The sequence below is a fragment of the Pelorhabdus rhamnosifermentans genome, from assembly GCF_018835585.1.
GTDB classification, from domain to species: Bacteria; Bacillota; Negativicutes; order UMGS1260; family UMGS1260; genus Pelorhabdus; species Pelorhabdus rhamnosifermentans.
Map to the genome: position 1 here is coordinate 51,263 of NZ_JAHGVE010000023.1, position 24,336 is coordinate 75,598.

A 24,336-nucleotide genomic window follows, 5' to 3' on the forward strand; every position below is an offset into this window, starting at 1 on the left:
AATCAGGATTTAAATTAATAATCTAAATTTACTGCAGCGGGAGGAAAATAAATGACGGTTATTATGAAAGGCTCTGAGGTCATAAACGCAATGAAAGAAAAAATGATCATTGAGGTTGGGGAGCTTAAAAATAAAGGGGTTATCCCCGGACTCGGTATTATTCGGCTTGGAGTTAAGCCTCCTGATCTGGCCTATGAAAAAGGTGCAATTAAACGGGCGGAAAGTGTTGGCATTAACTGTAAAGTTTTTGAATATCCTGAAACAATAGCGCAGGCTGAGCTTATTCATGAAATTAGCAAAATAAATGCGGATAAAGCCATTCATGGAATACTACTGTTTCGGCCATTACCTAAACAGATTGATGAGAGAATAATTAAGCATATAATAAGTCCAGAAAAAGACATTGACTGCTTAAATCCAATAAATGTTGCTAAGGTTTTTTCGGGCGATGAAAGTGGTTTTGCGCCTTGTACGCCCACAGCAGTTATGGAACTGCTGGAATATTATAAAATATCTGTAGAAGGAAAAAAAGTCGTTGTGATCGGGAGAAGCTTGGTTGTAGGAAAACCTTTGGCCATGATGCTTTTAAAGAAAAATGCTACGGTTACAATCTGTCATACTAGAACGCGTAATCTAAAAGAACTGTGTAGAGAGGCAGAAATTCTCATTGCTGCGGCGGGAAAAGCAAAAATGATAACTGCCGATTTTATATCACAGGGAGGTATTGTTATTGATGTAGGCATCAACATGGATCAGGTAGGGAAACTGTGCGGCGATGTAGATTATGAAGGTGCAGTAAACAATGTATCTTATATAACTCCTGTACCTGGCGGTGTTGGAACTGTAACATCATCTGTTCTTGCAAAGCATGTAATTAGAGGAGCAAGCGCTGGGTTATTGTAAAACAATTACGAGAGGCTGAAAATAGAGTGAAAGCATACATGTTATTAATTAACCAACAACCTGACATCTACTTCTGCTCCGATCAACAAACGATCACTGTTTGCTGGAATATCAAGCAAGGCGTTGGCAGATAGCATGCCTGATAACATACCATTTCCCTGAAATCCCATCGGTTCAGCAAAAACACGCTGATAACATTCTTCAAGATGAATACGATTTTTATCTTCTAATTGAGTTTTTTCCAACAACATTGTTAGAGCACCTTCTAGTAATAATGCCACTTTCCCATCTCCCTAAAATGTATAAATTTACCTATAATTTAGCATGGATTGTATTTAAAAGTAAAGAAAAATGAAATAAAACCCTAAGCAAAGTGTCCACAGTCAGAATCAGAACACATGATCATAATGCGGGCGAGTACAGAATGCCGCTGTTCAATGAAAGAAGGCAACTATAATGAGTACTAACCTGAATGCATTTGTCGTGGCCGATCCCAATAAGTGTATTGGCTGTAAGGTTTGTGAAGTGGCTTGTTCCGTGGCTCACACTGATAAGGAGTTTGTTACTGCGGGGATGATCGACACTCCGTTGATTGCCAAATTATATCTGGTCAAGACACTGGCAGTGACGATGCCCGTCCAATGCCGCCAGTGTGAAAATGCGCCTTGTGCCCAAGTATGCCCTGTGGCGGCGATTACCCAAATCAATGACAGAATTGTGATTGATGAAACCGATTGTATTGGCTGTAAAACTTGTCTGATGGTTTGTCCTTTCGGAGCAATAGATATTGTTCCGGTGTATAGAGACGGCGAGATGGTCAGTCAAAGCACGCTGAAGGTGAAAACTGCAGAAGGCTTTGTGGAAAAAGAACGGGTTGTGGCCAGTAAATGCGACTTGTGCGCAGGTAGGAGCACTAGTCCAGCCTGTGTCACGGCATGTCCGGAAAAAGCATTGGAAATGATCGTACCCAAACAGGAAAAGAAACAACGTAATGTGGATGCGGCGGTTAATTTGCTGAACTATGTAAAGAAATTTGTTGAATAATGAACGAGATCAGATTCATGACAACAGGAGGACTTAGCATGGATGAAGATATTGTCCGTATGACTACGGCAGATGTCGCTCGCATTATTCATATTGATCAGGAACTGTGTACAGGGTGTCAGCGCTGCGTAGCAATTTGCCCAGTCGATGCCATTAAAGGTCAAAAAGGACAGCCACAGACAATTTGTCAAGAACGCTGCGTTGCCTGTGGTCAGTGCGTTCAAATTTGCAGTGCCTATGCTTCTATCTTTGACGAGGATATCGCGCCACGTGAACAAAAAATTGCGGAACGCGGGCTGCTTTCGTCAGTGAAAGAACCGTTATTCGCATCATACAACTGCGGCGATGCGCTAAAAGTCAAAGCTGCTCTGGCTGATTCTCAACTGTTCACAATGGTACAGTGCGCTCCTGCCGTTCGGGTAGCAATTGCGGAAGAATTCGGTCTACCTTGGGGTAGCCTAGTACCTGGGAAAATAGCGGCGGCGTTAAGAAAACTTGGTTGTAACAGGGTTTACGACACAAATTTTGCCGCTGATCTGACGATTATGGAAGAAGGTTCCGAACTCATTCAGCGAGTGACTGCTGGTGGCACGTTGCCGATGTTCACTTCCTGCTGTCCCGCCTGGGTGAAGTATGTCGAGCAGACCTATCCGGAATTAATTCCCCATCTTTCGAGTTGCAAGTCACCGCAACAAATGGCCGGTGCGATATTCAAGACTTATGGCACGAAAGTCGATAGGGTAGAGGCGGAGCGGGTTTTTAGCATTTCAGTTATGCCCTGCACTTGCAAAAAATTCGAATGTGGTCGACCGGAAATGGATGATAGTGGTTATCGCGATGTAGACGTGGTCATTACAACGCGAGAACTGGCGCAATTAATTAAAGATGCCGAAATCGACTTTCTCCATTTACCGGAGGAAGAATTCGACAAACCGCTGGGGACTTACACCGGAGCGGCCAGCCTCTTCGGTGTGTCTGGTGGGGTTATGGAGGCCGCGCTGCGTACCAGTTATAAATTGATTACCAGGGAATCGATACCGGAGATCAGCATCCGTTCTGTCCGTGGCGGCGCGGGGATACGTAAGGCCAGTGTAAAAGTTGGTAACTGGACATTGAAAGTTGTCGTTGTATCAGGTCTTAAGAATGCGAAGACGGTTATGGAGCAAATTAAGGCAGGTAAGGCTGATTTTCAGTTTATGGAAGTTATGTGTTGTCCAGCTGGCTGTGTGAGCGGAGGCGGCCAACCAAAGGTTCTCCTGCCATCCGACAGGCCCGGCGCTTATGTTGGCAGAGCGGCGAATACATATGCTCATGATGAAAATTTGCGAATACGAGAATCTCATAATAATCCGGATGTTCAAAAGCTTTATAAGTTTTTTTTGGGAGAACCGCTGGGACATGAATCACATCATTTGTTACATACCCAATATACGTCGAGAAAATAAGTGTTAGGAGCTGGTTTGTGTGGAGGGCTTCCTTGGCACGGACATGGAGTTGGTTGTCCGCCAGAATAATTTAGCAGGATTCGAAATACGATCATAGAGGGTGTTAAAATGCAGACGACAATATTCGGCGTACAAGCTTATCCTGCGCTAAAAGCGATGAATGAAAGATTGGTTCCGGTTCGAGATATGGTGTCTGAGGAAAAGCCGTTGACGTTATTTTTGAACGGCAAAGAATTGGTGACAATGCTGTGCTCACCAGTAGATCAGCGCTACTTAGTTTTAGGCTTTCTGATTTCCGAAGGAATGATTGCCAGCATTCAGGATTTGACTCAGTTTACGGTGGATAGCGAACGTGGTTTGATTTGGGTCGAAGCAGAAAAAGTACCGCACAATGCCGGGCAAATGTATTTAAAACGCTGTCTAACGGCTTGCTGCGGGCGGGGGCGGGCTGAGTTTTATTTTGCAAACGATGCGCGTGTATCCAAATTGATCGAAAGTAAGCTTCGTGTCCGAGTCCAAGACATCAACAGCTATGTTCGCATGCTGGAGCAAGCTTCAGAAACACATAGGGTCACATATGGCGTGCACAGCGGAGCTCTTGCTGACGACGGAACGCTGATGTACTTTGCTGAAGATATTGGTCGGCATAATGTGTTTGATAAACTGTATGGCAAATGTCTTGAATGTGGGGTAAGCCCTGCCGACAAAATAATTGTGTTTAGCGGTCGTGTTTCGTCTGAAATCATTCTTAAAGTAAGCAAGATGGGCGTACCAGTGGTGGTAGCCCGGTCAGTTCCGACTTCACTAGCAATAGATATGGCTTTGAAATTGGGCATAACCCTCATTTGCATAGCAAAAGGGGACTGGTTTCATGTCTATACGCATACAGAACGGGTGCTTGTGGACGATTGACAGGGGATGGAAATTTTTCCATTAGACTCGTATCTTGCACTACAGAATGATGAGGGAGCGATTTTTGATGAACAAATTTATCGTTGCAGACCCGAACAAATGCATTGGTTGTCGTACTTGTGAAATTGCCTGCGTGTTGGCGCACTCACCGGCAGACGCGCTGATAACGGGTTCGCTGGACCGGGATTTTACTCCGCGGCTGCGGGTGGTTAAGACTGCCACTGTCAGTGTTCCGGTCCAGTGTCATCATTGTGAGGATGCACCTTGCGCCAATGTTTGTCCATCTCAAGCGATTATAAACAAGGATCATACCATCCAAATAAATACCGAAGTGTGTATTGGCTGCAAAAACTGCATAATAGCGTGCCCCTTTGGTGTGATAGAGCTTGTTCCACAGGTTTTAAAAGGCGAAAAAATTCAGCAAACTGGCCTCAAAATTGTTGATGGCAATGGTGCACGCGAAAAAGAAAGAATTGTGGCTTTGAAATGCGATTTGTGTATTAACCGGCAGGAAGGTCCCGCTTGTGCTGGTGTTTGCCCGATGCAGGCATTCAAGCCGATCGAAGGCACGGCTATGTCCAAACATGTCAAAAAAAGAAGGCTGGCTTGCGCCGAGGAACTGTCGCGTATTTCTTTCAAACAATAATCAATCGGGGCAGGGAGGTATAAAGATGGTTGAAAAAGTACTGACGGTTTGCCCATATTGCGGCGGTGGCTGTAAACTTAATTTAATTGTGGAAAACCATGCGATTATCAGTGCAGAACCGGCTGATGGCCGTACGAATGAAGGGACTCTATGTTTAAAGGGTTATTATGGATGGGATTTTCTAAATGATACGCGGCGGCTAACTAAGCGCTTAACCAAGCCATTACTAAAAAAGTCGGGCGAATTCGTGGCAGTTTCGTGGAAAGAAGCCATTCATTTTACTGCGAACCGACTTCAGGCGATTAAGGATAAGTACGGTCCGGATGCAATTATGGTGGCCGGATCGGCTCGTGGACCGGGAAACGAAGCCAACTACGTGTTGCAAAAATTCACCAGAGCGGTACTGGGCACGAATAATATTGATCATTGTGCCCGCCTCTGCCATGCGCCATCAGTGGCTGGTCTTGCCTATACTTTAGGCAATGGCGCCATGTCCAATTCAATACCGGAAATAGAAGACAGCAAGTGCCTATTTATTTTCGGTTATAATGCAGCCGAATCACATCCGGTAGTAGCCCGACGGATTATCAAGGCCAAGGAAAAAGGTGCCAGAATTATTGTTACCGATCCTCGATATACCGAGGCGGCGCGAATTGCCGATTTGTGGTTGCCCATCAACAATGGCACCAATATGGCCCTGGTAAACGCATGTGCGAATGTTCTGATTATGGAAGGACTGTACAATAAACATTATGTGGCCAATTATACTGAAGGATTTGAGGAATATAAGGTGTTAGTATCTAAGTACACCCCTGAGTATGCCGAGAAAATTACCGGTGTCCCCGCGATGAAAGTCCGTGAGGCCATGCGCATGTACGCCGCTGCTCCGAGTGCTTTCATTCTTTGGGGTATGGGTGTAACACAGTTTGGGCAAGCGGTAGATGTGGTCAAGGGACTGTCTGGACTAGCATTGCTGACAGGCAATTATGGTCGACCCAATGTCGGCGTAGGCCCGGTTCGAGGACAAAACAATGTTCAGGGTACCTGTGATATGGGGGTGCTTCCCAATCTATTCCCTGGTTATCAATCGGTGACAGATGCACAAGCCAGAGAAAAATTCCAGAAAGCCTGGAAGGTGGAAACCCTTTCGGCCAATGTAGGGTATGATATAACGCAAGTACCAGAGTTGGTAGATGCCGGAAAAATAAAAGCCTATTATATTATGGGAGAAGATCCGGCACAAAGCGATCCAGACGTAGCTCACCTGCGCCATGCTCTGGACAAACTGGAACTGGTTATAGTTCAAGATATCTTTATGAATAAAACTGCATTGCACGCCGATGTAATATTGCCGGCTACTTCCTGGGGGGAGCATGAGGGAGTGTATTCTACCGCTGACCGCGGTTTTCAGCAATTCCGCAAAGCAGTAGAACCCAAGGGCGATGTCAAAACTGACTGGGAAATTATTTCATTAATTGCTAAGGAAATGGGCTATCAAATGCAGTATGCAGACACAAAAGAAATATGGACAGAGATGATTGGACTATGTCCTATGTATGCTGGTGCTACATACCAACGTTTAGAAGAACTGGGCGGAATACAATGGCCTTGTCCGGATGAAAAACATCCGGGAACACCGTATCTTTATAGCGGAAATCGCTTCAATACTGTCAACGGCAAAGGAAAGCTATTTGCTGTGGATTGGCGCCCACCTCTGGAAAGTCCTGATCAGGAATATCCATTCATTCTATGCACAGTGCGAGAAATCAGCCATTACTCAGTCCGAACCATGACCGGTAACTGCGTAGCTTTGCAACAATTGGCCGATGAGCCCGGACATGTGCAAATGAGCATTGAAGATTCGGAAAAATTGGGAGTGGAAGATCAGGAGCTGGTATGGGTATCATCCCGCCGCGGCCGGGTCATATCGCGAATTATGGCGACAGAACGTGTGAGAAAAGGTGCCGTGTATATGACGTATCATTGGTGGATCGGGGCTTGTAACGAACTGACAATTAATCACTTGGATCCGGTTTCTAAGACACCAGAATATAAGCATTGTGCGGTAAAAGTGGAGAAAATTGACGATCAACGCTGGGCGGAACAATATGTTGTCGAAGAATACGCCAAGATTAGAAAACAGATGCTTTGCTAATTACATACGGATGTTGTCTAATATCTTTGTTGATTATTTTCAAACTGAAGTTAGTTAATATTAAAAGAACAGTTTTTGCTAAGTGAAAGTTTTAAAATAATTTAAAAAAATGCAAAAAATGATATCTAGCTTGGCAGGAATTCAAAAAACTCGCAGAGAAAAATATGTATATACATATAGATTATGTGTAATCAGTTAGTAGATTACAGAAATAACTGAACGTCAGCAAGAGGTGAAATTATCGTGCTTATGAACAATGTACAAGATGTACAATCGGATAATCTCAAACAGGCTTATGAATTAGCATACCAGAATGCCTGCAACGATTTTTGCCGCTGGGACCCCCTAGATATGGCTGTATCGAGCGGCAGCCATTTTGAAACTGCTACGCAAAATTTTTTTCTTACGTACACCAATGAAGAGTATAAAATTAGTTTTCCTGCCGGAAAGGTGCTGTATGCAGCGAAAACCGAATCAGTGCCGACTACGATCAAAATAATTCTACTTCACTATCTTATTCGTGCTTCCGGGCGGTCATTGCGAAATCAATGGATATCTTTTAGAGAAATTCCAGAAGGTGGTCTGATCTATTTTCAGTCATTCAGTAACAGGGTAATTAATTATTTACTTAGCGTCTTTGGCAAGAAACCAGCTATGCTTCTGAAAGCGGGGACAGCTCTAGGCGGTACCGAGTTTTCATGCGGCGATTACGGGGTACAAATTAACGTGCTGCCCCGCTTGCCTGTTGTTTTCGGCCTGTGGAGCGGCGATGAAGAATTTTTACCTCGTGCTACCGTGTTATTTGATGCCACCGCCCCTCAATATCTCCCTACTGAGGACTTGGTAGTTGCCACTGCCTATTGCGCTGGTAAATTGACTAAGATATGCAAAGCATTGGAGGAGCAACAAAAGATTGCAGACCGACAAAGGTAGATAATGAGTAATAGTTATACGAGGGGGTATGATGTTGAAAATTGCAGTGTCTGGTAAAGGTGGAGTGGGTAAAACGACCATTGCTGCAAACCTAGCACGACTGTTTGCCTGTAATGGTTACAAAGTGTACGCAGTAGATGCCGATCCTGATTCTAGTTTAGGAAGTGCTTTAGGAATTCCAGAGGATGTCTTGACTAAGATGAATCCGATTATAGAAATGCAACAGGTCATTAGGTCCCGGAGCGGTGGCGGTGCTTTTTACACGCTCAACCCGGAAGTCGATGACATTCTTGATAATTATAGCTTACAGCAAGGCAATATTTATTTTTTTCGTATGGGGGGAATAAAGCAAGGGGGTTCGTCCTGTTACTGTAGGGAAAACACTTTTTTACACGCGTTGATAGATTCGTTGCTTCTTGGCAAGCAGGATGTTGTCGTTCTCGATATGGGTGCTGGCATCGAACACCTAACCCGTGGTACATCCAAAGGGGTTGATGTTATGCTGATCGTGACCGAGCCTACCAAGAACAGCGTGCAAACGGCCAAAGTAGTAAAAAAATTGGCGACTGATCTTGGCATTAAAAATATAAAGATTGTCGGCAACAGGCTTCGTAACAAACAGGATGAAGCATTCGTAAAATCACAGTTTGAAGCAGGGGAGATGATTGGCTGGCTGCCCTTTGATGAAGCGATACTCACTGCAGCAATGGACGGTCCGGTGGATGTCACGGACAGTAAAGATCCTGTGGGTAGAGAAATTCGGGCAATTTATGATCGCCTTATCGGCTGAATATCCCAATAGATTTTTAAATATAGCAGATTCCTTTCTCTCTCAAAGGAAAAGGAATCCGAATATATTTGAGAAAATAAAATAGTTTCACGAAAACAGGGAGGTAAACGCATGTCGGAAATGGAGTTCGAAAAATTTAGTGTCGACCCCGCCGCACGACAAATGCTGGTTCAGGCTAAGAAAATCGGCTATCTAACCAGTTTTGATCGGGCAAAAGCCCAAGAACCCAAGTGCAAATTTGGTAATACTGGTATCTGTTGCCGGATTTGTATGCAAGGCCCCTGCCGTATCATTCCTCAAAAACTCGGTGCTAACAAAGGAATTTGTGGGGCACAGGACTATACTATCGTAGCCCGAAACACCGTTCGCCTTATCGCTGGCGGCGCTGCGGCTCACTCTGATCACGGGAGACATATTGCAACAACCGTTCTTCATGTTGCCGAAGGACACGCCAAGGACTATAAGATTACTGATGAGGCTAAACTGATGAAAGTAGCCGAGCGTATCGGTATCGAAACAGCAGGAAAGTCTGCCAATGAAGTGGCCAAAGGAGTAGCTACGGAAGCGCTGAAGGACTTTGGTCGTCAGGAAAACACTCCTTGCACTTGGACTAAAACAACCATTACGGAAGGCCGTAAACAGAAATTTTATGATACTGCAATTATGCCGTCTAGCATTAATGGTTCAATTGCCGAATTATTACACCAAACTCACGTTGGCAATGACAGCGATCCCGTCAACATTATTTTTGGTGGTCTGAAAGCTGCGCTTAGTGACTATGATGGTATGCAGCTTGCAACTGATCTATCTGACGTTTTGTTTGGTACTCCGGTTCCTGTGATATCAGAGGCGAACTTAGGCGTTCTTGACCCCGAAATGGTCAACATTTGCGTACACGGGCACAACCCACTGCTTAGTCAAATCATTGTTTCTGTCGCCCGGGAGATGCAGGAGGAAGCTAAAGCCGTCGGCAGCAAAGGTATTAAATTATCCGGTATCTGTTGTACAGGCAATGAAGTTTTGGGCCGGGAGGGTATTGCTATAGCTACCAACTTTGCTACCCAGGAATTGGCCATTATGACCGGTTTGGTTGATGCGATTGTTGTTGACGTACAATGTATCATGCCCAGCCTGCGTAGCCTGTCGGAGTGCTTTCATACTAAAGTTGTTACAACCATGCCTATCAGCAAAATCCCTGGTTCTTATCATGTTGAATTCGATGAAGAACATGCAGTTGAAAGTGCCCGGACCATTATTCGTCTGGCTATTGAAACATTCAAGAGTCGCGACCCGAATAAGGTTAACCGGCCTGATTTGAAAAACAAAGTTATCGCCGGTTTTAGCCTGGAGGCTATTCTGGACATCTTTGGGTCAGTCAACGCGGAACATCCAGTTAGTGTATTGACTGATGCGATTAAGACGGGTGAAATAAAGGGAGTGGCGCTATTTTGTGGCTGTAACAATCTCAAAGGCGTTCACAACCAAAATCATTTAGGACTTGCCAAAAAGTTAGCGGCCAATGATGTATTTATGATTTCGACTGGTTGTGCAGGGCAAGCTTACGCCATGGATGGGCTGTTGACACATGAGGCGGTTGAAGCTTATGCGGGTCTTGGGCTGAAGAAATTTTTGCAGCGGATTGGTGAAAAAGCCAATCTTAAGACCGAACTGCCGTTAATCTTTCACATGGGCTCATGCGTCGATAACTCTCGCGCCAGTAATTTGCTCACTTTGATGGCCCAAGAACTGGGTGTAGATACTCCGGCCGTTCCATTTGTGGCTTCTGCACCTGAGCCTATGTCCGAAAAAGCTGTGGCTATTGGCTCCTGGAATGTAGCCATGGGCATACCTGTCCATATCGGCGTGATTGCGCCTGTTACCGGTAGCGATCTTGTTCATGGTGTTTTAACGAAAATCGCCAAGGATGTCTTCGGTGGCTACTTTATTATGGAAACCGACTATGAAAAAGCTGCGAAGAAACTGTTAGCTGCTCTTGATGAACGGGCCTGGAAATTCCGGGTTCGGAGTGAGGCTATTGCCAAGTATGCGACAAATGAGTAGACGGTTTCAAGGATACAGACAGTACGAAACTGGGAGGGAAAATCGTGTCAACTGCATTATTTAAGGCCACTTATGAAGGGGCAGTCATTGCCACCAGTTATGCTCAAATACTTTTGGAAAAAGCGATCAAAGAATATGGCGCCGCGACCCCGGTCAAATATCCTGATACGGCTTATCGATTGCCGGTCATTACCGCTCTTAGCGGTGAAGAAGTCGATATGCTAGGGGATTTGCCGCCGATTCTCAGTCGCATCCGATCTAGTCATATCCGGGAAGAACTGACTTTTGAGAACGCTAAGTTGAACGGTGAAGCCACTCACTATGCTGCCGAAATTATTGAAGCGTTGCGTTATCTCAATGGAGAAAAACCCGAAAAAGCGCCTTGGACCGGATTTTTGCCTGACTCAATTTTGCGAAAGTCTGGTGTGCCTCTTGTCGATGGCACCATACCGGGGGTTGCCGTTATTATCGGCAAAGCGCGTACTTCAAAAGAAGCGGCTAAACTTATTAAAAACCTGCAGTCTAAGGGTTTGATGATTTTTTTGGTTAATGAAATTATCGAACAACTACTAGAAGAGAATGTGAAACTCGGGGCTGATTATCTCGCTTTCCCTGTGGGAAATTTCACAGCGGCGATTCATGCCGTCAACTTTGCTTATCGGGCCGGTTTGGCTTTTGGCGGCATTAAACCGGGGCAGCGACAGCAACAACTTGATTATCAGTGTCGCCGAGTACCCGCTTTTGTTTTAGCGTTGGGCGAATTTGATGAAGTCAAAATCGCCGCCGAACTGGGCGCCGTCGCCATGGGTTTCCCGGTGGTTACTGACCAGTCTTTGGCTGAAGAGATTCCCGACTGGTTTGTCTCTGAGCCCGATTACGACGAAATGGTTAAATTAGCACTTGAATTGCGGGGCATAAAACTCAAAATTGTTGATATTCCCGTGCCAATCACGATTGGTCCGGCTTTTGAAGGTGAAAGTATCCGACGCTCCGATACTTACCTCGAATTTGGCGGTAATAAGACAACCGCCTTTGAATTGGTTACCATGGTTGACGCTGATGCAATTGAAGACGGCAAGATTACTGTTATCGGTCCCGAAATTACCGATGTCAAAGAAGGTGATCGTCTGCCCCTTGCCATTATGGTCAATATTTATGGCCGCAAAATGCAGGAGGACTTCGAAGGAGTTCTTGAGCGTCGCATTCACTACTTCGTCAACTACGGTGAAGGACTTTGGCATGTGGGACAAAGAGATTTGGCGTGGCTGAGAATTAGCAAGGGAGCGGCGGCGGTAGGTTTCAAGATTCGTGATTATGGTGAAATTCTGATTGCCAAGTTAAAGTCAGACTATCCGGCCATTGTGGATCGTGTCCAGGTTACACTCATTACCGACCAAGCTATTGTTGAAGAAAAAATCAAAATCGCTCGCAAAAAGTATGCCGCTCGCGATGCTCGACTCAAAGGTCTCAATGACGAAGCTGTGGATACTTTCTATTCATGTATTCTTTGTCAATCTTTCGCTCCCAACCACGTTTGTATCGTAACACCCGAACGGGTTGGTTTGTGTGGAGCAGTCAGTTGGCTGGATGCCAAAGCTTCCAATGAGATTACACCTACCGGCCCGAATCAGCCGATTGAAAAAGGTGCATGTCTGGATGCTGAAAAAGGCATGTGGCAAAACGTTAACTCCTATCTTTATAATGCTTCTAATCGTGCGCTGGAAGAAGTCAATCTCTATACGCTAATGGACCGCCCCATGACTTCTTGCGGCTGTTTTGAGGCTATCGTAGCTATTGCGCCGGAAGCCAATGGAATTATGGTTACCACCCGGGAATTCGCCGGTGACACTCCTTGTGGCATGTCATTTTCGACGCTGGCCGGGGCTGTCGGCGGGGGTCTCCAGGCGCCCGGTTTCATGGGCATTGGACGGCGGTATATCGTCAGCGATAAGTTTATTCCGGCTGACGGCGGTATTGCCCGGATCGTTTGGATGCCGAAAGAACTGAAAGAATTCCTGCGAGCCGATTTAACCGAGCAAGCCGTTAAGCACGGCTTGGGTGAAGGGTTCGTCGACCAGATCGCCGATGAATCGGTTAGCTGCACGATGGAGGAAATACTTCCCTATCTTGAGGAAAAGCACCATCCGGCTCTCACTATGGATCCTCTAATTTAGGTTCAAAGCCTATGAAGTAGCCTGCTATTTTTTAGGCTTTGATAATAGCATTTAGAAATTTATACCATTCTGTAATTGAAGGAAGGAGAACGACATGGCTTTAACAGGTTTGGATATTTTTAAGCAATTGCCCAAGAAAAATTGTAAGGAATGTGGCGTAGCCACCTGTATGGCTTTTGCGATGTCAATCGCTTCAGGGAAGGCCGCCTTAGAAAGTTGCCCCTATGTATCAGAAGAGGCAAAAGAAATACTTGGAGCAGCAGGCGCTCCGCCAATCCGTCTGGTTAAGGTAGGGGTAGGCGAAAAGGCGCTGGCATTAGGTGACGAGACTGTTATTTTTCGGCATGATAAAACCTTTTTCCACCCCACGGCTTTTGCTGTCTCAGTGGATGATACGCTATCAGCGGATTTGCTGGCGGCCAAAATTGCCAAAATTAACGATTTGAAAGTGGAGCGGGTCGGTCAAGAATTGAGCGTTAATCTTATCGCTGTCGTTAATGCTTCCCACGACTCTGCGAAATATAAGGATACTATCGAAAAAGTTACTTCTCAGACTGATTTTCCGCTTGTTTTGATCAGCAATAATATAGCGGCTCTGGAAGCGGCATTGTCGGTAGTTTCGGCCAATAGACCGCTGATTTATGCTGCTACAGCCGATAATTATGAACAGGTAATTGGACTGGCGAAATCCTATAATTGCCCTGTTGTTGTAAAAGGAAATAATTTGGCTGATACCGCCGCGTTGGTAGAGAAGGTCGCTCCTCTTTACAAAGAATTGGTCATTGATACTGGTAGCCGGACTACTTCTCAGGTATTGGCTGATCAGACTCAAATTCGTCGTTTGTCGATCAAAAAGAAATTTCGTCCACTAGGTTATCCGACTATTACCTTTACTACTTCTGATGATCCACGGGAAGAAGTAATCCAAGCTGGCGTGTATATAGCCAAATTCGCCAGCATTATTGTAGTAAAAGCTGATGAAAAATCGCAAATTTTACCCCTGTTGACCTGGCGACAAAATGTTTATACTGATCCGCAAAAACCGATTGCCGTTGAAGCAAAAATTTACGAAATCGGCGCGGTTACTCCTGATTCCCCCGTATATATATGCACAAACTTCGCCCTTACTTATTTTGCGGTTGAGGGTGAAGTGTCGGGAAGTAAGATTCCGGGATATATACTGCCTGTAGATACTGATGGCACCTCGATTCTTACCTCGTGGGCGTCAGGCAAGTTTACTGCTGATTCCATCGCCGAATTTCTCGAAAGTTCTGGCATAAAAAGCAAGATCAATCATACCACCTGTGTTATTCCCGGACATACCGCCGTCCTCAGCGGTAAATTGAAAGAAAAATCCGGTTGGAACGTGCTGGTTGGACCAGAGGAGGCCGCTGGTATTCCGGCATTTGCCAAAGCACATTTTCTTTAAAAGCATTTTTGTGGCATAACCCGCCCAGCCCGGATAAGTTTATAAAATAAAATCAAGAGCACTATGAAGACTGCAACGAGGAGGTATTTTGTGCCAAAGCACAGCGTGTTTTTTAAATCCGATAATATCCAAGTTGAAGTGGATGCCGGAACCGATCTTCTTACTGCGTCGCGCCTAGCCAAACTTGAGATGCAGTGCACCTGTGGCGGTGAAGGTACGTGCGGCAAATGTCTGCTCAAGGTGGTAAGCGGGTCGGTGCAGACAACGACAGTTATGCATGGAGAGTTATCTGTTGCTTGCCAGACGCGAGTGGTCGGGGATGTTGTAGTCGAAATCCCCCCCGAATCGCGGTTGACGGGAAATCAAGTTGTAATAGGAACCGTGTCTGAATTGCCGTCTCTCTTTCGTTTTGATCCCTTGTGCAAGAAAGTTTGCCTCCAACTAACTCCGCCAAGTCTGACCGACCCTAGCAGCGATGCCAGCCGGTTGCTCATGGCGTTGCGGAAATTCACCGACAGGGATGTGGAACTTGATCTTAGTCAGATACGGTTCTTAGCTGATATTTTGCGCAGTAGTAACTGGAACGTAGATGTCACCTATGTAGAAATCGCAGGAAAAGCCCATGTTATCAGCATTGATTCTCACAACCATCAGGCCTGCTTGTTTGGGATTGCCGTTGATGTAGGGACGACAACTGTTGTTGTCTATTTGGTTGATTTGCTTTCCGGTAGCGTTATTGGTCAAGAAGGAACTCATAATAGGCAGGCTCAATTTGGCGGCGATGTTATTACTCGTATCATTTACGCCAGTGATGAAAGTTGCGGTTTGGAAAAATTACAAAAGGCTGTGATCGAAACAATCAATTACTTGATAGGGAATCTCGTCGACAAATATATAATTGACATAGCGGATATTCGGGTAATTGTTACGGCAGGAAATACCACCATGGCTCATCTTTTGCTCGGCATCCAGCCGTGTTATATCCGCTTGGAGCCGTATGTGCCTGCTGCAAATTGTTTTCCTGTTGCCAAAGCGAAAGAATTGGGACTGAATGTTCATCCTAACGCGGTCGTCTTTAGTTTCCCCGCGGTGGCCAGTTATGTTGGGGGAGATATCGTCGCTGGAGTCTTGATTAACGGTATGGCTAAGGAAGAAAAGCTGACACTGTTTATGGACATCGGCACCAACGGGGAAATGGTTTTGGGAAATCAAGATTGGTTGGTAAGTTGTGCTTGCTCTGCTGGCACGGCTTTTGAGGGAGCCGGAATCACTTGTGGTATGCGAGCTATGCAGGGCGCCATCGAACGACTGACTATTGATCCTCATACTTTTACGGTAAATTATTCGACCATTGGTGAAATACAGCCATTAGGTATCTGCGGTTCTGGACTGATTAACGTGCTGGCGGAAATGCGCAAAGTCGGAATAATCGATCGGGCGGGAAAGATTCAGGATGTGCTGACGGCGCGTATTCGCCGCTTGGACGCTGGAAAACAATTTGTGCTGGCATGGGCGGACGAAACGGCGGGAGGCGAACGTGATATTGTGATTACCGAAGCAGATATAAAAAGTTTGTTGCGAACCAAAGGTGCGATATACGCGGGGATGCGGAGCCTGTTAAAAAGTGTGGATCTGGACATGTCCAGCATTGAACGAGTTTACATTGCTGGAGGTTTCGGCAGCTATCTTAACATCGAAGATGCCGTCGAAATCGGATTATTGCCTGATCTTGGCTCAGCTAAATACTGTTTCTTAGGCAATACTTCAATAAATGGTGCTCTAACCGCTCTTATCTCGTCTGCAGCACTGGAAGTGGCGCAACAATTGGCTGAAAGTATTACCTATGTGGAACTATCAGCTGGGAATTTATTTATGGAGGAATTCATTTCTGCGTTATTCTTACCCCATACCGATCTCAACTTGTTTCCATCGGTTGGTAGTTAGCAGACCGTAATTGAGGAGGAATGTATTGTGGCAAAACAGATTGCTGTAGCGGGCAAGGGGGGAACAGGCAAAACAACGTTTACTTCATTACTTATTCGTTATTTGATCGAACATCAAAAACGGCCAATCCTAGCTGTCGACGCCGATCCTAATGCTAACTTAAATGAAACGCTGGGATTAACCTTAGGCGAAACCATTTCCGAGGTTATTGCCCAGACGAAAGCGGCCGCAGGATCGGGATTACCAGCAGGAATGACCCAAGAGACTTTCATTGAATACAAGCTCCAATCCGCCCTGCTGGAAACCAAGGATGTGGATCTATTAGTAATGGGCGGACCTGACGGACCAGGATGTTATTGTTTTCCCAATAACATCCTGCGCAAACTTTTGGAAAACATGGTTAGCAATTATGCCTATATAATCATGGATAACGAGGCTGGCATGGAGCATATTAGCCGCCGCGTAACCAATGATATTGACATACTATTCATTGTAAGTGACGCTTCGGCCCGAGCTATTCGATCGGCAGGTCGGGTTCATGCCCTAGTGAAAACGTTAAAAACACATATTAAAGAAATCTACTTGGTGATCAACAAAAATCAACCAGGAGATATCGCTGCTTTACAGCAAGAAATTACTGCAACTGGTTTAACTTTAATCGGCACTATTCCTTATGATGCGGAAGTGGGGCGCTATGACCTTGAAGGTAAACCGCTTGCCAAGTTGCCGGCCGATTCAGCGGCGGTGAGCGCAGCTTATGAAATATGCGACAAAGTAAAGGTATAGAAAAAGAAAGGAGTTTTATTATGGCCTTACAGATTATGAAAGAAAGAAATACTGGAAAGATCAACACGGTAACCATCGGAGCTACCCAAGAACAAGGTGGTACTCGCACCAGCGTTGTTACTGTTGGGGGAGATACGGCACTGCCCTTTCTACAGTTTGAAGGGAACTTTCCCAATCAACCGGTCATCGCCATGGAAGTGCAAAGCCGTGTCCCGGAGCAATGGAACGAAATCGTCAAAGAGCCTTTTGCGGATGTGTTGTCAGATCCTGCCGCCTGGGCAAAAAAGTGCGTTGAAGATTATGGCGCTCAATTAATCTATTTAAAACTTAGCGGTGCCGATCCGGATTTAGAGAACTATACAACAAAGCAGTGCGTCAAAATTGTTAAAGACGTTCTGGCTGCGGTCGGTGTGCCGCTGATCGTTGTTGGCTGTGGCAATGATGAAAAGGATAACCAGGTGATGCCAGCGGTGGCTGAGGCTGCTGCTGGTGAAAATTTGCTGCTTGGGGTTGCCGGGAAAGACAATTACAAATCCATCGTGGCGGCTGCTATGGTACACCATCATAACGTGATTGCTCTGACTCCTTGCGATATTAATATCTGCAAGCAACTAAATATACTTATCACCGAAATGGGACTAGGTCTGGATAGAATTATCATCGATCCCGGTGCAGGTGCGTTGGGATATGGCATTGAATATACCTACTCGATTCTTGAACGCGAACGCCTCGGTGCCTTACAGGGTGATAGCATGCTGTCCACACCGGTAATTGCTAGCGTAGGCTATGAGGCTTGGCGTGCCAAAGAGGCTAATGCGCCAGAAAATGAGTTTCCGTCTTTTGGAAAGCAAGCTGAACGGGGCATTCTCTGGGAGGCCATGACTGCAACGGCCTTGCTGCAAGGCGGTATTCACATTATCGTTATGCGTCATCCGGAAGCCATTAATTTAGCCCAAAAAAACATTGCGGAATTAATGGCCCCTCAAGCAATCTAAAAAAATGTAAAAAACGAGGAGGATTAACCGATGATATTAATTGGGGAGAAAGTTAACGGCATGTTCAAAGTTATCGGGAAAGCGGTTGCTGAATGGGATCCGAGACCAATCCAGGATATGGCCAAGCAACAAGAAACTGCCGGTGCGCATTATTTGGATATTAATACTGGACCGAAAGCTGAGGATCAGGTCAAAACGCTAAAATGGATGTCCGAGGTTGTTCAAGAAGTCACTGATTTACCACTTTGCCTTGATTGTACCAACTTGGACGCCGTTGAGGCGGCGCTTAAAATTCTTAAGCACCCCGGGATGATCAATTCTTGCAAATGTGAGCAAAACGAAATTGATCGCCTCTTTCCTTTGGCTGTCGAGCATCAGGCCGCGATCATTGGTCTATGCATGAACAACAAAGGTGTCCCAAAAAGTGCCGAGGATCGGGCCGCTTTTGCCATGGAACTGGTAGCCAATGCTGATGCCTATGGACTTCCTTTTGAAGACCTGTACCTTGATCCCATTGCATTACCAGTCAACGTTGCCCAAGAACACGCCGTTGAAGTACTGGAAACTATTCGTCAGATTAAGACTTTATCCAATCCGGCACCCCGGACTGTAATCGGTCTGAGTAACGTATCACAGCGAACACCCCATCGACCGATTATTAACCGGACTTTTGCCATCATGGCCATGGCGGCCGGTCTCGATTCAGCCATTCTTGATGTGTTAGATGAACCATTGGTAGATGCAATTGCCACGGCACGTCTTATTATGAACAAAGATATTTATTGTGACTCTTATCAAAAAGTCTTTCGGCAACATTCCATTTAACATTTGTATAATTTAGCGGGGGATGATTGAATGTTAATTATTGGCGAGTTGATCAATACTAGCCGCAAGAAGATTCGAGAAGCGGTTGAAGCTAGGGATGCGGCATATATTCAGCAGGTGGCTAAAGATCAGGAAGCGGCCGGTGCCAATTACCTTGACGTAAACTGTGGCAATATGGTTGGGCAAGAACTTGAGATCATGAAGTGGCTTGTGGAAACCATTCAGCAAGTGACATCAATGCCATTATGCATTGACAGCCCCGATGAGTCGGTCCTGAAGGTAGGTCTGAGCTTGCTAAAACCAGGCTATCAGCCCATGATCAATTCCCTCAGTGCTGAGCAGAAACGCTATAACGCTGTTATCCATCTGGTAAAAGAGTTTAAGGCCAGAATTGTAGCTCTTTGCATTGAGGATGCGGGCATGCCCAAAACAGCTGAAGACAGGCTGCGTATCGCTACCGGTTTGGTCCAGTCTTTGGAGAATGACGGCATTCCCCAGAATGACATCTACCTTGATCCGCTGATTAAACCGCTGAGTACCAATGACTACTATGGTGTAGAAGTGCTTAACGCCATTCGACTACTAAAGGCGAAGTTTCCGGAAGTACACTTTACTTGTGGTTTAAGCAACATATCCTATGGACTACCTAATAGGGGAGTTTTAAATAGGCTCTTCGTTGTTCAGACCATGACGGTAGGGATGGATGGCTACATTCTAAATCCGACCGACAAAGCGATGATGGGGATGGTCTATGCATCACAGGCTCTTTTGGGACAGGATAAATACTGCACTAAATATCTCAAGGCTCACCGCAAAGGGCTATACGTGATGTGAGGTTAACCTCATTTTTGTCGGCTCGCATCAATAAACCATTTGCCCAATTTTGGGGTCAAATTACTTATTAAGATTAAAGGATTTGGAGGAGTTAACATGTGTGATGCCAATGCTTATTTGTACGAAAATGGAGAAGAGGAATTGCTCATGGAGAGTGTGGATAAAGTAGTTTCAAAAGATTCCAAAGTATATTTGGAGAACATCTATGGTTTTCAGAAAATGTTCGAGGGACGAATCAAAGAACTATTGTTGATGGATCATCGTATTATTTTGGAAAATTACCCCGGAAAACAAGGCATGTAAAATGGTGTTACTGATAAATTTTCTACAATAGAAAGATTATGCTGGGACTTTGACCTGAAAACTGTAAGTAACACGGAGGATCAATGAGTAAGAAGGAACAAAATTTTTTCGATCAACTAGCGGAGCGATGGGATGACATTCGCTCCCTTAATTCCAAAATTATTATGGGTTTAGTCAATATAGTCGGTTTTCGTGAAGGCGACCATGTGCTTGACGTCGGTTGTGGAACTGGTGTGCTAGTTCCGTTTGTTAAAAAAGTTATTGGCGATACGGGGAGGATTACGGCTGTAGATTTTTCTAGTAATATGATTGCGAGGGCCATTCAAAAGCATAAAGAACTAACAGGTATTACGTTCATTGCCGAAGATATTATGAATTTTCGTTCAGACGTTAGCTTTGACAGAATTATTTGTTTTAACTTTTTTCCTCATGTTGAAGAAAAATCACTATTTTTGCAACAAATGCATGAGCAGCTATCTGATAACGGTTGCTTGGTCATTATGCATGACAGATCGCGAAAGCAAGTAAACTCAATTCATAGCAGATGTGAGACAGTAAAAAATGACCATCTTCTGAAGGGAGAAACAATCGCAGGAATGCTAACAGAATTGAACTATCGAGTCACTAATATGATTGACAATGAAGAAATTTATTTTGTGAAAGCGATGATTTAGTGTCATTAAAAAATGTATTAGGAAAATTTTCTTGACAACTATTTTTTTCAGCTGTAAACTGAAATAGTTTGAGAAATAATTGATTCTTTGCAAAATAAAATATGTAACATCTCTTGCCCCTTGATTTATTCAAGGGGATGAGGGATTTTTTTATTTTTTAATATTAGGAGTGGTTTTATGGATAAACGATTGACATTATCATCGTATGTATTGATTGGCTCTATGTTATTTGGAATGTTTTTTGGTGCTGGAAATTTGATTTTCCCTGTACATATGGGACAAGAAGCGGGTAGTAATGCGATGATTGCCACCATCGGGTTTCTCATTACTGGGATTGGCCTGCCTTTTTTAGGCATAGTGGCTATTGGCGTTTCCAAAAGTGACGGATTATTTGGATTAGCTAGCCGTATTCATCCTCTATATGCATATGCTATGACCATTTTATTGTATTTAACAATCGGACCGTTTTTTGCATTACCAAGAACGGGAAGTGTTTCTTATGAAATTGGTTTAGCTCCCTATATTGGAAAAGAATATCAAATGTTGGGATTGGCTGGTTTTACGATTTTATTTTTTCTTATTGCACTCATTTTTTCATTAAAGCCAAGTAAGATCTTAACTTGGATCGGAAAAATTCTAAATCCGCTATTTTTGATATTTTTGGCTTTTTTAGTTATCATAAGTTTTTTAAGTCCCATGGGGAATGTTTCAAGTGCTGAGATTCATGGTGCATATGCCATGGAGCCGTTTTTTAAAGGATTTACAGAAGGATATAATACGATGGATGCATTAGCATCGCTCGCTTTTGGCATTATTGTTGTTCAGACGATTAAGGATTTGGGTGTACAAAGCCCTCGGAATATTGCAATGGGTACTGTGAAAGCAGGTATAGTAAGCGTCCTTTTGATGGGGCTGATTTACAGTTGTCTAGCTTATATCGGAGCAACGAGTGTTGCTCAATATGAGTTATCCAAAAATGGCGGAATTGCATTAGCCCAAATTGCTCATTATTATTTCGGAGCAGCAGGCAGCATTTTATTAGCCATTATCGTTACACTTGCTTGTTTAAAAACAGCGATTGGTCTAATTACAGCTTGTTCGGAAACATTTCAGAAATTATTCCCGAATTCGCTTAGTTATAGAGCCTATGTTATTTTGTTTACGATCGTGTCTTGTTTGATTGCAAATATTGGACTGACACAGATTATCTCTTTATCCATTCCAGTATTAATGTTTTTATATCCCTTAGCAATTACCTTAATTATATTAGCATTCTTATCACCCCTATTTAAACATCGTCAGATTGTATACGTATTAACAACAGTATGTACTTTGTTTGCCAGTGTAGGAGATGCTTTTAATGCCATGCCTGATGTCATTAAAAATGAGTCCTTCATTCAAAACCTTCTGGCAGTTTATCATTCTTTTTTGCCATTTTTTGATATCGGAATGGGTTGGGTCATACCGATGGTTGTTGGTTTATCTTTTGGCTGGTTCATTGGATTGTTTCAAAAAAATTCGGCAAGATCCATTTAAAACACGTATAGTGTAGTCCCTAGAGACTACACTATACGTGTTTTTTTTTTACAAAAGGGAAACGCTAATGTAAAAGTAAAGAGAGGCTTGTCAAATATTGCATTTTAAATTATAATAATTGATATTAAGACCAAGTATAATAAACTGATATTAGAAATATAAAGGATGTTTAACTACCATCTGGATTATTATTTGTAGTAGCCGTAATCTGCTACAAACGTAGACTTCCTTGGAAAGGAACTATCTGAATATGCTAGTACATCAACTGATCTATCAAGGCAGAGGAGATGACATTTTTCTCCATAGCCCAGTAATAATTACTTATCAACAGCTTCAAATTGAAGTGGGCCGTTATCGGAATTATCTTTATCAAGCTGGCGTTTGTGTCGGGGAAAATGTTGGGCTATTGGTCCGTAATTCGCCAGCTTTTGTTTATGCCTATATGGCTATTACCAGTTTGGGGGCCATTGTAGTACCTATTAACTATCAGCTAATCCCTCGGGAAGTCGCCTATATTGTGAGGGATGCTCAAATGAAGAACCTCATCGTAGCGAGCAGAATTGATCTAGAGGCTCCGCTCAACAATCATGGTTATTCCGGTAAAGTGACGCAGCATTTTATCGCCGAAATGGATGCTTATACAGCACAAGAAGGTTCAGCCGCTCCACCAATGGATGATAAGATTAGCGAAAACCAACCTTGTACCATTATTTACACATCCGGAACGACAGGTAACCCCAAGGGAGCTGTGCTGACCCACAAGAATCTGGTGAGTGACGCCATCTCTTTCTCAAAGGTCGTTTCTGTTTATAAAAATGACAATGTGTTATGTATTCTTCCTCTTTATCATTGCTTTGCCTGGACTTGTATCCTTTTATGTTCGCTTCTGAATAAAGCCTCAATAACGATTGTGGATACGATTGTTCCTAAGGAAGTCATTGAAGCTATCAAACATTTTAGGGTTACAGTAATGTACGGAGTACCATCTGTTTTTATGCTTCTGCTGAAAAGCCTTGAACCTAATGATTTGGCGGGAATACGACTGCTAATCTCTGGAGGGGCGTCGTTGCCGAAACAGGTGGCCGAAGATTTTGAGGATAAATTCGGAATTAGCATAACCGAAGGATATGGGCTGTCAGAAGCAGCTCCAGTAGTGGCTATCAATCCCCAGCATCATGAAAAGCACCTTTCCATTGGTTTACCTATCCCGGGAGTCGAGGTCAAAATTGTTAATTCGCAAGGAGAAAGTTTGCCGTCTGGCACTGTGGGAGAGTTGGTTGTGCGAGGATTTAACGTGATGAAAGAATACTTCAATCTGCCCGAAGAAACTGCACAAGTTCTTCGTAACGGGTGGCTACATACTGGGGACTTGGCCTACCAAGACGAGGACGGTTATCTGTTTATTGTTGATCGGCTGAAGGATATGATTATTACTCACGGAGAGAATATCTATCCCAGGGAAATTGAAGAAGTACTCTACAGTTTCCCTGGTGTCTGTGAAGCTGCAGTGATCGGAATACCCGACGGAATTCGAGGTCAGGTGGTTTGTGCGTATATTGTCATGAAAGATGGACAGATTTTGAACAAAAAGGCGATTAAAACTTATTTACGCAGTAAGTTGGCATTATACAAAATACCGCGCGACTTCATTCAATTGGATTCACTACCGAAAAATCAGTCAGGGAAAATAATGAAACGGTTGCTTTAGAAGCAACCGGAAAGCTAGCGGTAGTTGTCTTGCAATCAGTTAAAATATAGAAAATGAGTAAATACGGACATGCACTAATATCTCTTTTAGTAATTTCAAAGAACTTGAATAAGCAGCCGAATAAGACAGGTAGCTTTATTTTGTGTGTTCTTTTATGATTCTAATACGTTTAGCCCCTCTTCTAAGGAGGGGCGTTTTTGTTTATAGCGGAGCAGGATCAGGATTAAAAGAATTATTTC

General features: G+C 44.2%; 21 protein-coding genes. 20 read left to right on the forward strand and 1 reads right to left on the reverse strand.

Annotation, left to right across the window (positions count from 1 at the left end):
* The first annotated feature begins 51 nt into the window (after nucleotides 1–51).
* Complete coding sequence (locus tag Ga0466249_RS20505) at nucleotides 52–903, forward strand: bifunctional 5,10-methylenetetrahydrofolate dehydrogenase/5,10-methenyltetrahydrofolate cyclohydrolase (protein ID WP_215831359.1); 852 nt, start codon at nucleotides 52–54, stop codon at nucleotides 901–903.
* Between the two features lie 44 nt (nucleotides 904–947).
* On the opposite strand, the gene Ga0466249_RS27300 is transcribed toward Ga0466249_RS20505, so the two are convergent.
* Nucleotides 948–1,184 (reverse strand): hypothetical protein, encoded by a 237-nt coding sequence (locus tag Ga0466249_RS27300; protein WP_215831360.1) that lies wholly within the window; start codon nucleotides 1,182–1,184, stop codon nucleotides 948–950.
* A 175-nt stretch (nucleotides 1,185–1,359) separates the two neighbouring features.
* Between Ga0466249_RS27300 and Ga0466249_RS20515 the strand changes: the two genes are divergently transcribed.
* From Ga0466249_RS20515 to Ga0466249_RS20605, 19 genes are all read left to right on the forward strand, one after another.
* The gene (locus Ga0466249_RS20515) at nucleotides 1,360–1,947 is read left to right on the forward strand and encodes a 4Fe-4S dicluster domain-containing protein (RefSeq protein WP_215831361.1); all 588 of its coding nucleotides are present in this window, start codon (nucleotides 1,360–1,362) and stop codon (nucleotides 1,945–1,947) included.
* Between the two features lie 38 nt (nucleotides 1,948–1,985).
* Entirely contained in the window at nucleotides 1,986–3,392 is a 1,407-nt protein-coding gene (locus tag Ga0466249_RS20520; protein ID WP_281422684.1) for a [FeFe] hydrogenase, group A, read from the forward strand.
* Nucleotides 3,393–3,500: 108 nt separating this feature from the next.
* Nucleotides 3,501–4,304, forward strand: coding sequence for a formate dehydrogenase accessory sulfurtransferase FdhD (gene fdhD / locus Ga0466249_RS20525; protein ID WP_215831362.1), 804 nt, complete (start codon nucleotides 3,501–3,503; stop codon nucleotides 4,302–4,304).
* 67 nt (nucleotides 4,305–4,371) lie between these two features.
* Nucleotides 4,372–4,950: a 4Fe-4S dicluster domain-containing protein gene (locus tag Ga0466249_RS20530; RefSeq protein ID WP_215831363.1), complete on the forward strand. Its 579-nt coding sequence runs from the start codon at nucleotides 4,372–4,374 to the stop codon at nucleotides 4,948–4,950.
* A gap of 25 nt (nucleotides 4,951–4,975) precedes the next feature.
* Complete coding sequence (gene fdhF, locus Ga0466249_RS20535) at nucleotides 4,976–7,105, forward strand: formate dehydrogenase subunit alpha (protein ID WP_215831364.1); 2,130 nt, start codon at nucleotides 4,976–4,978, stop codon at nucleotides 7,103–7,105.
* Between the two features lie 249 nt (nucleotides 7,106–7,354).
* The gene (locus Ga0466249_RS20540) at nucleotides 7,355–8,038 is read left to right on the forward strand and encodes a DUF3786 domain-containing protein (protein WP_246588931.1); all 684 of its coding nucleotides are present in this window, start codon (nucleotides 7,355–7,357) and stop codon (nucleotides 8,036–8,038) included.
* 28 nt (nucleotides 8,039–8,066) lie between these two features.
* Nucleotides 8,067–8,828 carry an ATP-binding protein gene (locus Ga0466249_RS20545; protein ID WP_246588923.1) on the forward strand — a complete coding sequence of 254 codons (762 nt, stop codon included), beginning with the start codon at nucleotides 8,067–8,069 and terminating at the stop codon, nucleotides 8,826–8,828.
* Nucleotides 8,829–8,939: 111 nt separating this feature from the next.
* Nucleotides 8,940–10,889, forward strand: a complete 1,950-nt coding sequence (gene cooS, locus Ga0466249_RS20550) for an anaerobic carbon-monoxide dehydrogenase catalytic subunit (RefSeq protein WP_215831366.1) — start codon at nucleotides 8,940–8,942, stop codon at nucleotides 10,887–10,889.
* A 44-nt stretch (nucleotides 10,890–10,933) separates the two neighbouring features.
* Entirely contained in the window at nucleotides 10,934–13,063 is a 2,130-nt protein-coding gene (gene acsB / locus Ga0466249_RS20555; protein WP_215831367.1) for an acetyl-CoA decarbonylase/synthase complex subunit alpha/beta, read from the forward strand.
* Between the two features lie 94 nt (nucleotides 13,064–13,157).
* The gene (gene acsC, locus Ga0466249_RS20560; RefSeq protein WP_215831368.1) at nucleotides 13,158–14,492 is read left to right on the forward strand and encodes an acetyl-CoA decarbonylase/synthase complex subunit gamma; all 1,335 of its coding nucleotides are present in this window, start codon (nucleotides 13,158–13,160) and stop codon (nucleotides 14,490–14,492) included.
* A gap of 90 nt (nucleotides 14,493–14,582) precedes the next feature.
* Nucleotides 14,583–16,436, forward strand: a complete 1,854-nt coding sequence (locus Ga0466249_RS20565) for an ASKHA domain-containing protein (RefSeq protein ID WP_215831369.1) — start codon at nucleotides 14,583–14,585, stop codon at nucleotides 16,434–16,436.
* A gap of 27 nt (nucleotides 16,437–16,463) precedes the next feature.
* Nucleotides 16,464–17,222 carry an ATP-binding protein gene (locus Ga0466249_RS20570; RefSeq protein WP_215831370.1) on the forward strand — a complete coding sequence of 253 codons (759 nt, stop codon included), beginning with the start codon at nucleotides 16,464–16,466 and terminating at the stop codon, nucleotides 17,220–17,222.
* Nucleotides 17,201–18,217, forward strand: coding sequence for an acetyl-CoA decarbonylase/synthase complex subunit delta (locus Ga0466249_RS20575; protein WP_246588925.1), 1,017 nt, complete (start codon nucleotides 17,201–17,203; stop codon nucleotides 18,215–18,217). Before Ga0466249_RS20570 ends, Ga0466249_RS20575 begins: the two co-directional genes overlap by 22 nt.
* A gap of 30 nt (nucleotides 18,218–18,247) precedes the next feature.
* Nucleotides 18,248–19,042: a methyltetrahydrofolate cobalamin methyltransferase gene (locus Ga0466249_RS20580; RefSeq protein ID WP_215831371.1), complete on the forward strand. Its 795-nt coding sequence runs from the start codon at nucleotides 18,248–18,250 to the stop codon at nucleotides 19,040–19,042.
* Between the two features lie 30 nt (nucleotides 19,043–19,072).
* Nucleotides 19,073–19,876: a methyltetrahydrofolate cobalamin methyltransferase gene (locus tag Ga0466249_RS20585; RefSeq protein WP_215831372.1), complete on the forward strand. Its 804-nt coding sequence runs from the start codon at nucleotides 19,073–19,075 to the stop codon at nucleotides 19,874–19,876.
* A gap of 96 nt (nucleotides 19,877–19,972) precedes the next feature.
* Nucleotides 19,973–20,179 (forward strand): CooT family nickel-binding protein, encoded by a 207-nt coding sequence (locus Ga0466249_RS20590; protein ID WP_215831373.1) that lies wholly within the window; start codon nucleotides 19,973–19,975, stop codon nucleotides 20,177–20,179.
* A gap of 83 nt (nucleotides 20,180–20,262) precedes the next feature.
* Nucleotides 20,263–20,853, forward strand: coding sequence for a class I SAM-dependent methyltransferase (locus tag Ga0466249_RS20595; protein WP_215831374.1), 591 nt, complete (start codon nucleotides 20,263–20,265; stop codon nucleotides 20,851–20,853).
* Nucleotides 20,854–21,030: 177 nt separating this feature from the next.
* Entirely contained in the window at nucleotides 21,031–22,389 is a 1,359-nt protein-coding gene (brnQ, locus tag Ga0466249_RS20600) for a branched-chain amino acid transport system II carrier protein (protein ID WP_215831375.1), read from the forward strand.
* 250 nt (nucleotides 22,390–22,639) lie between these two features.
* Nucleotides 22,640–24,097, forward strand: a complete 1,458-nt coding sequence (locus Ga0466249_RS20605; protein ID WP_215831376.1) for a class I adenylate-forming enzyme family protein — start codon at nucleotides 22,640–22,642, stop codon at nucleotides 24,095–24,097.
* The last annotated feature ends 239 nt before the right edge of the window (nucleotides 24,098–24,336 follow it).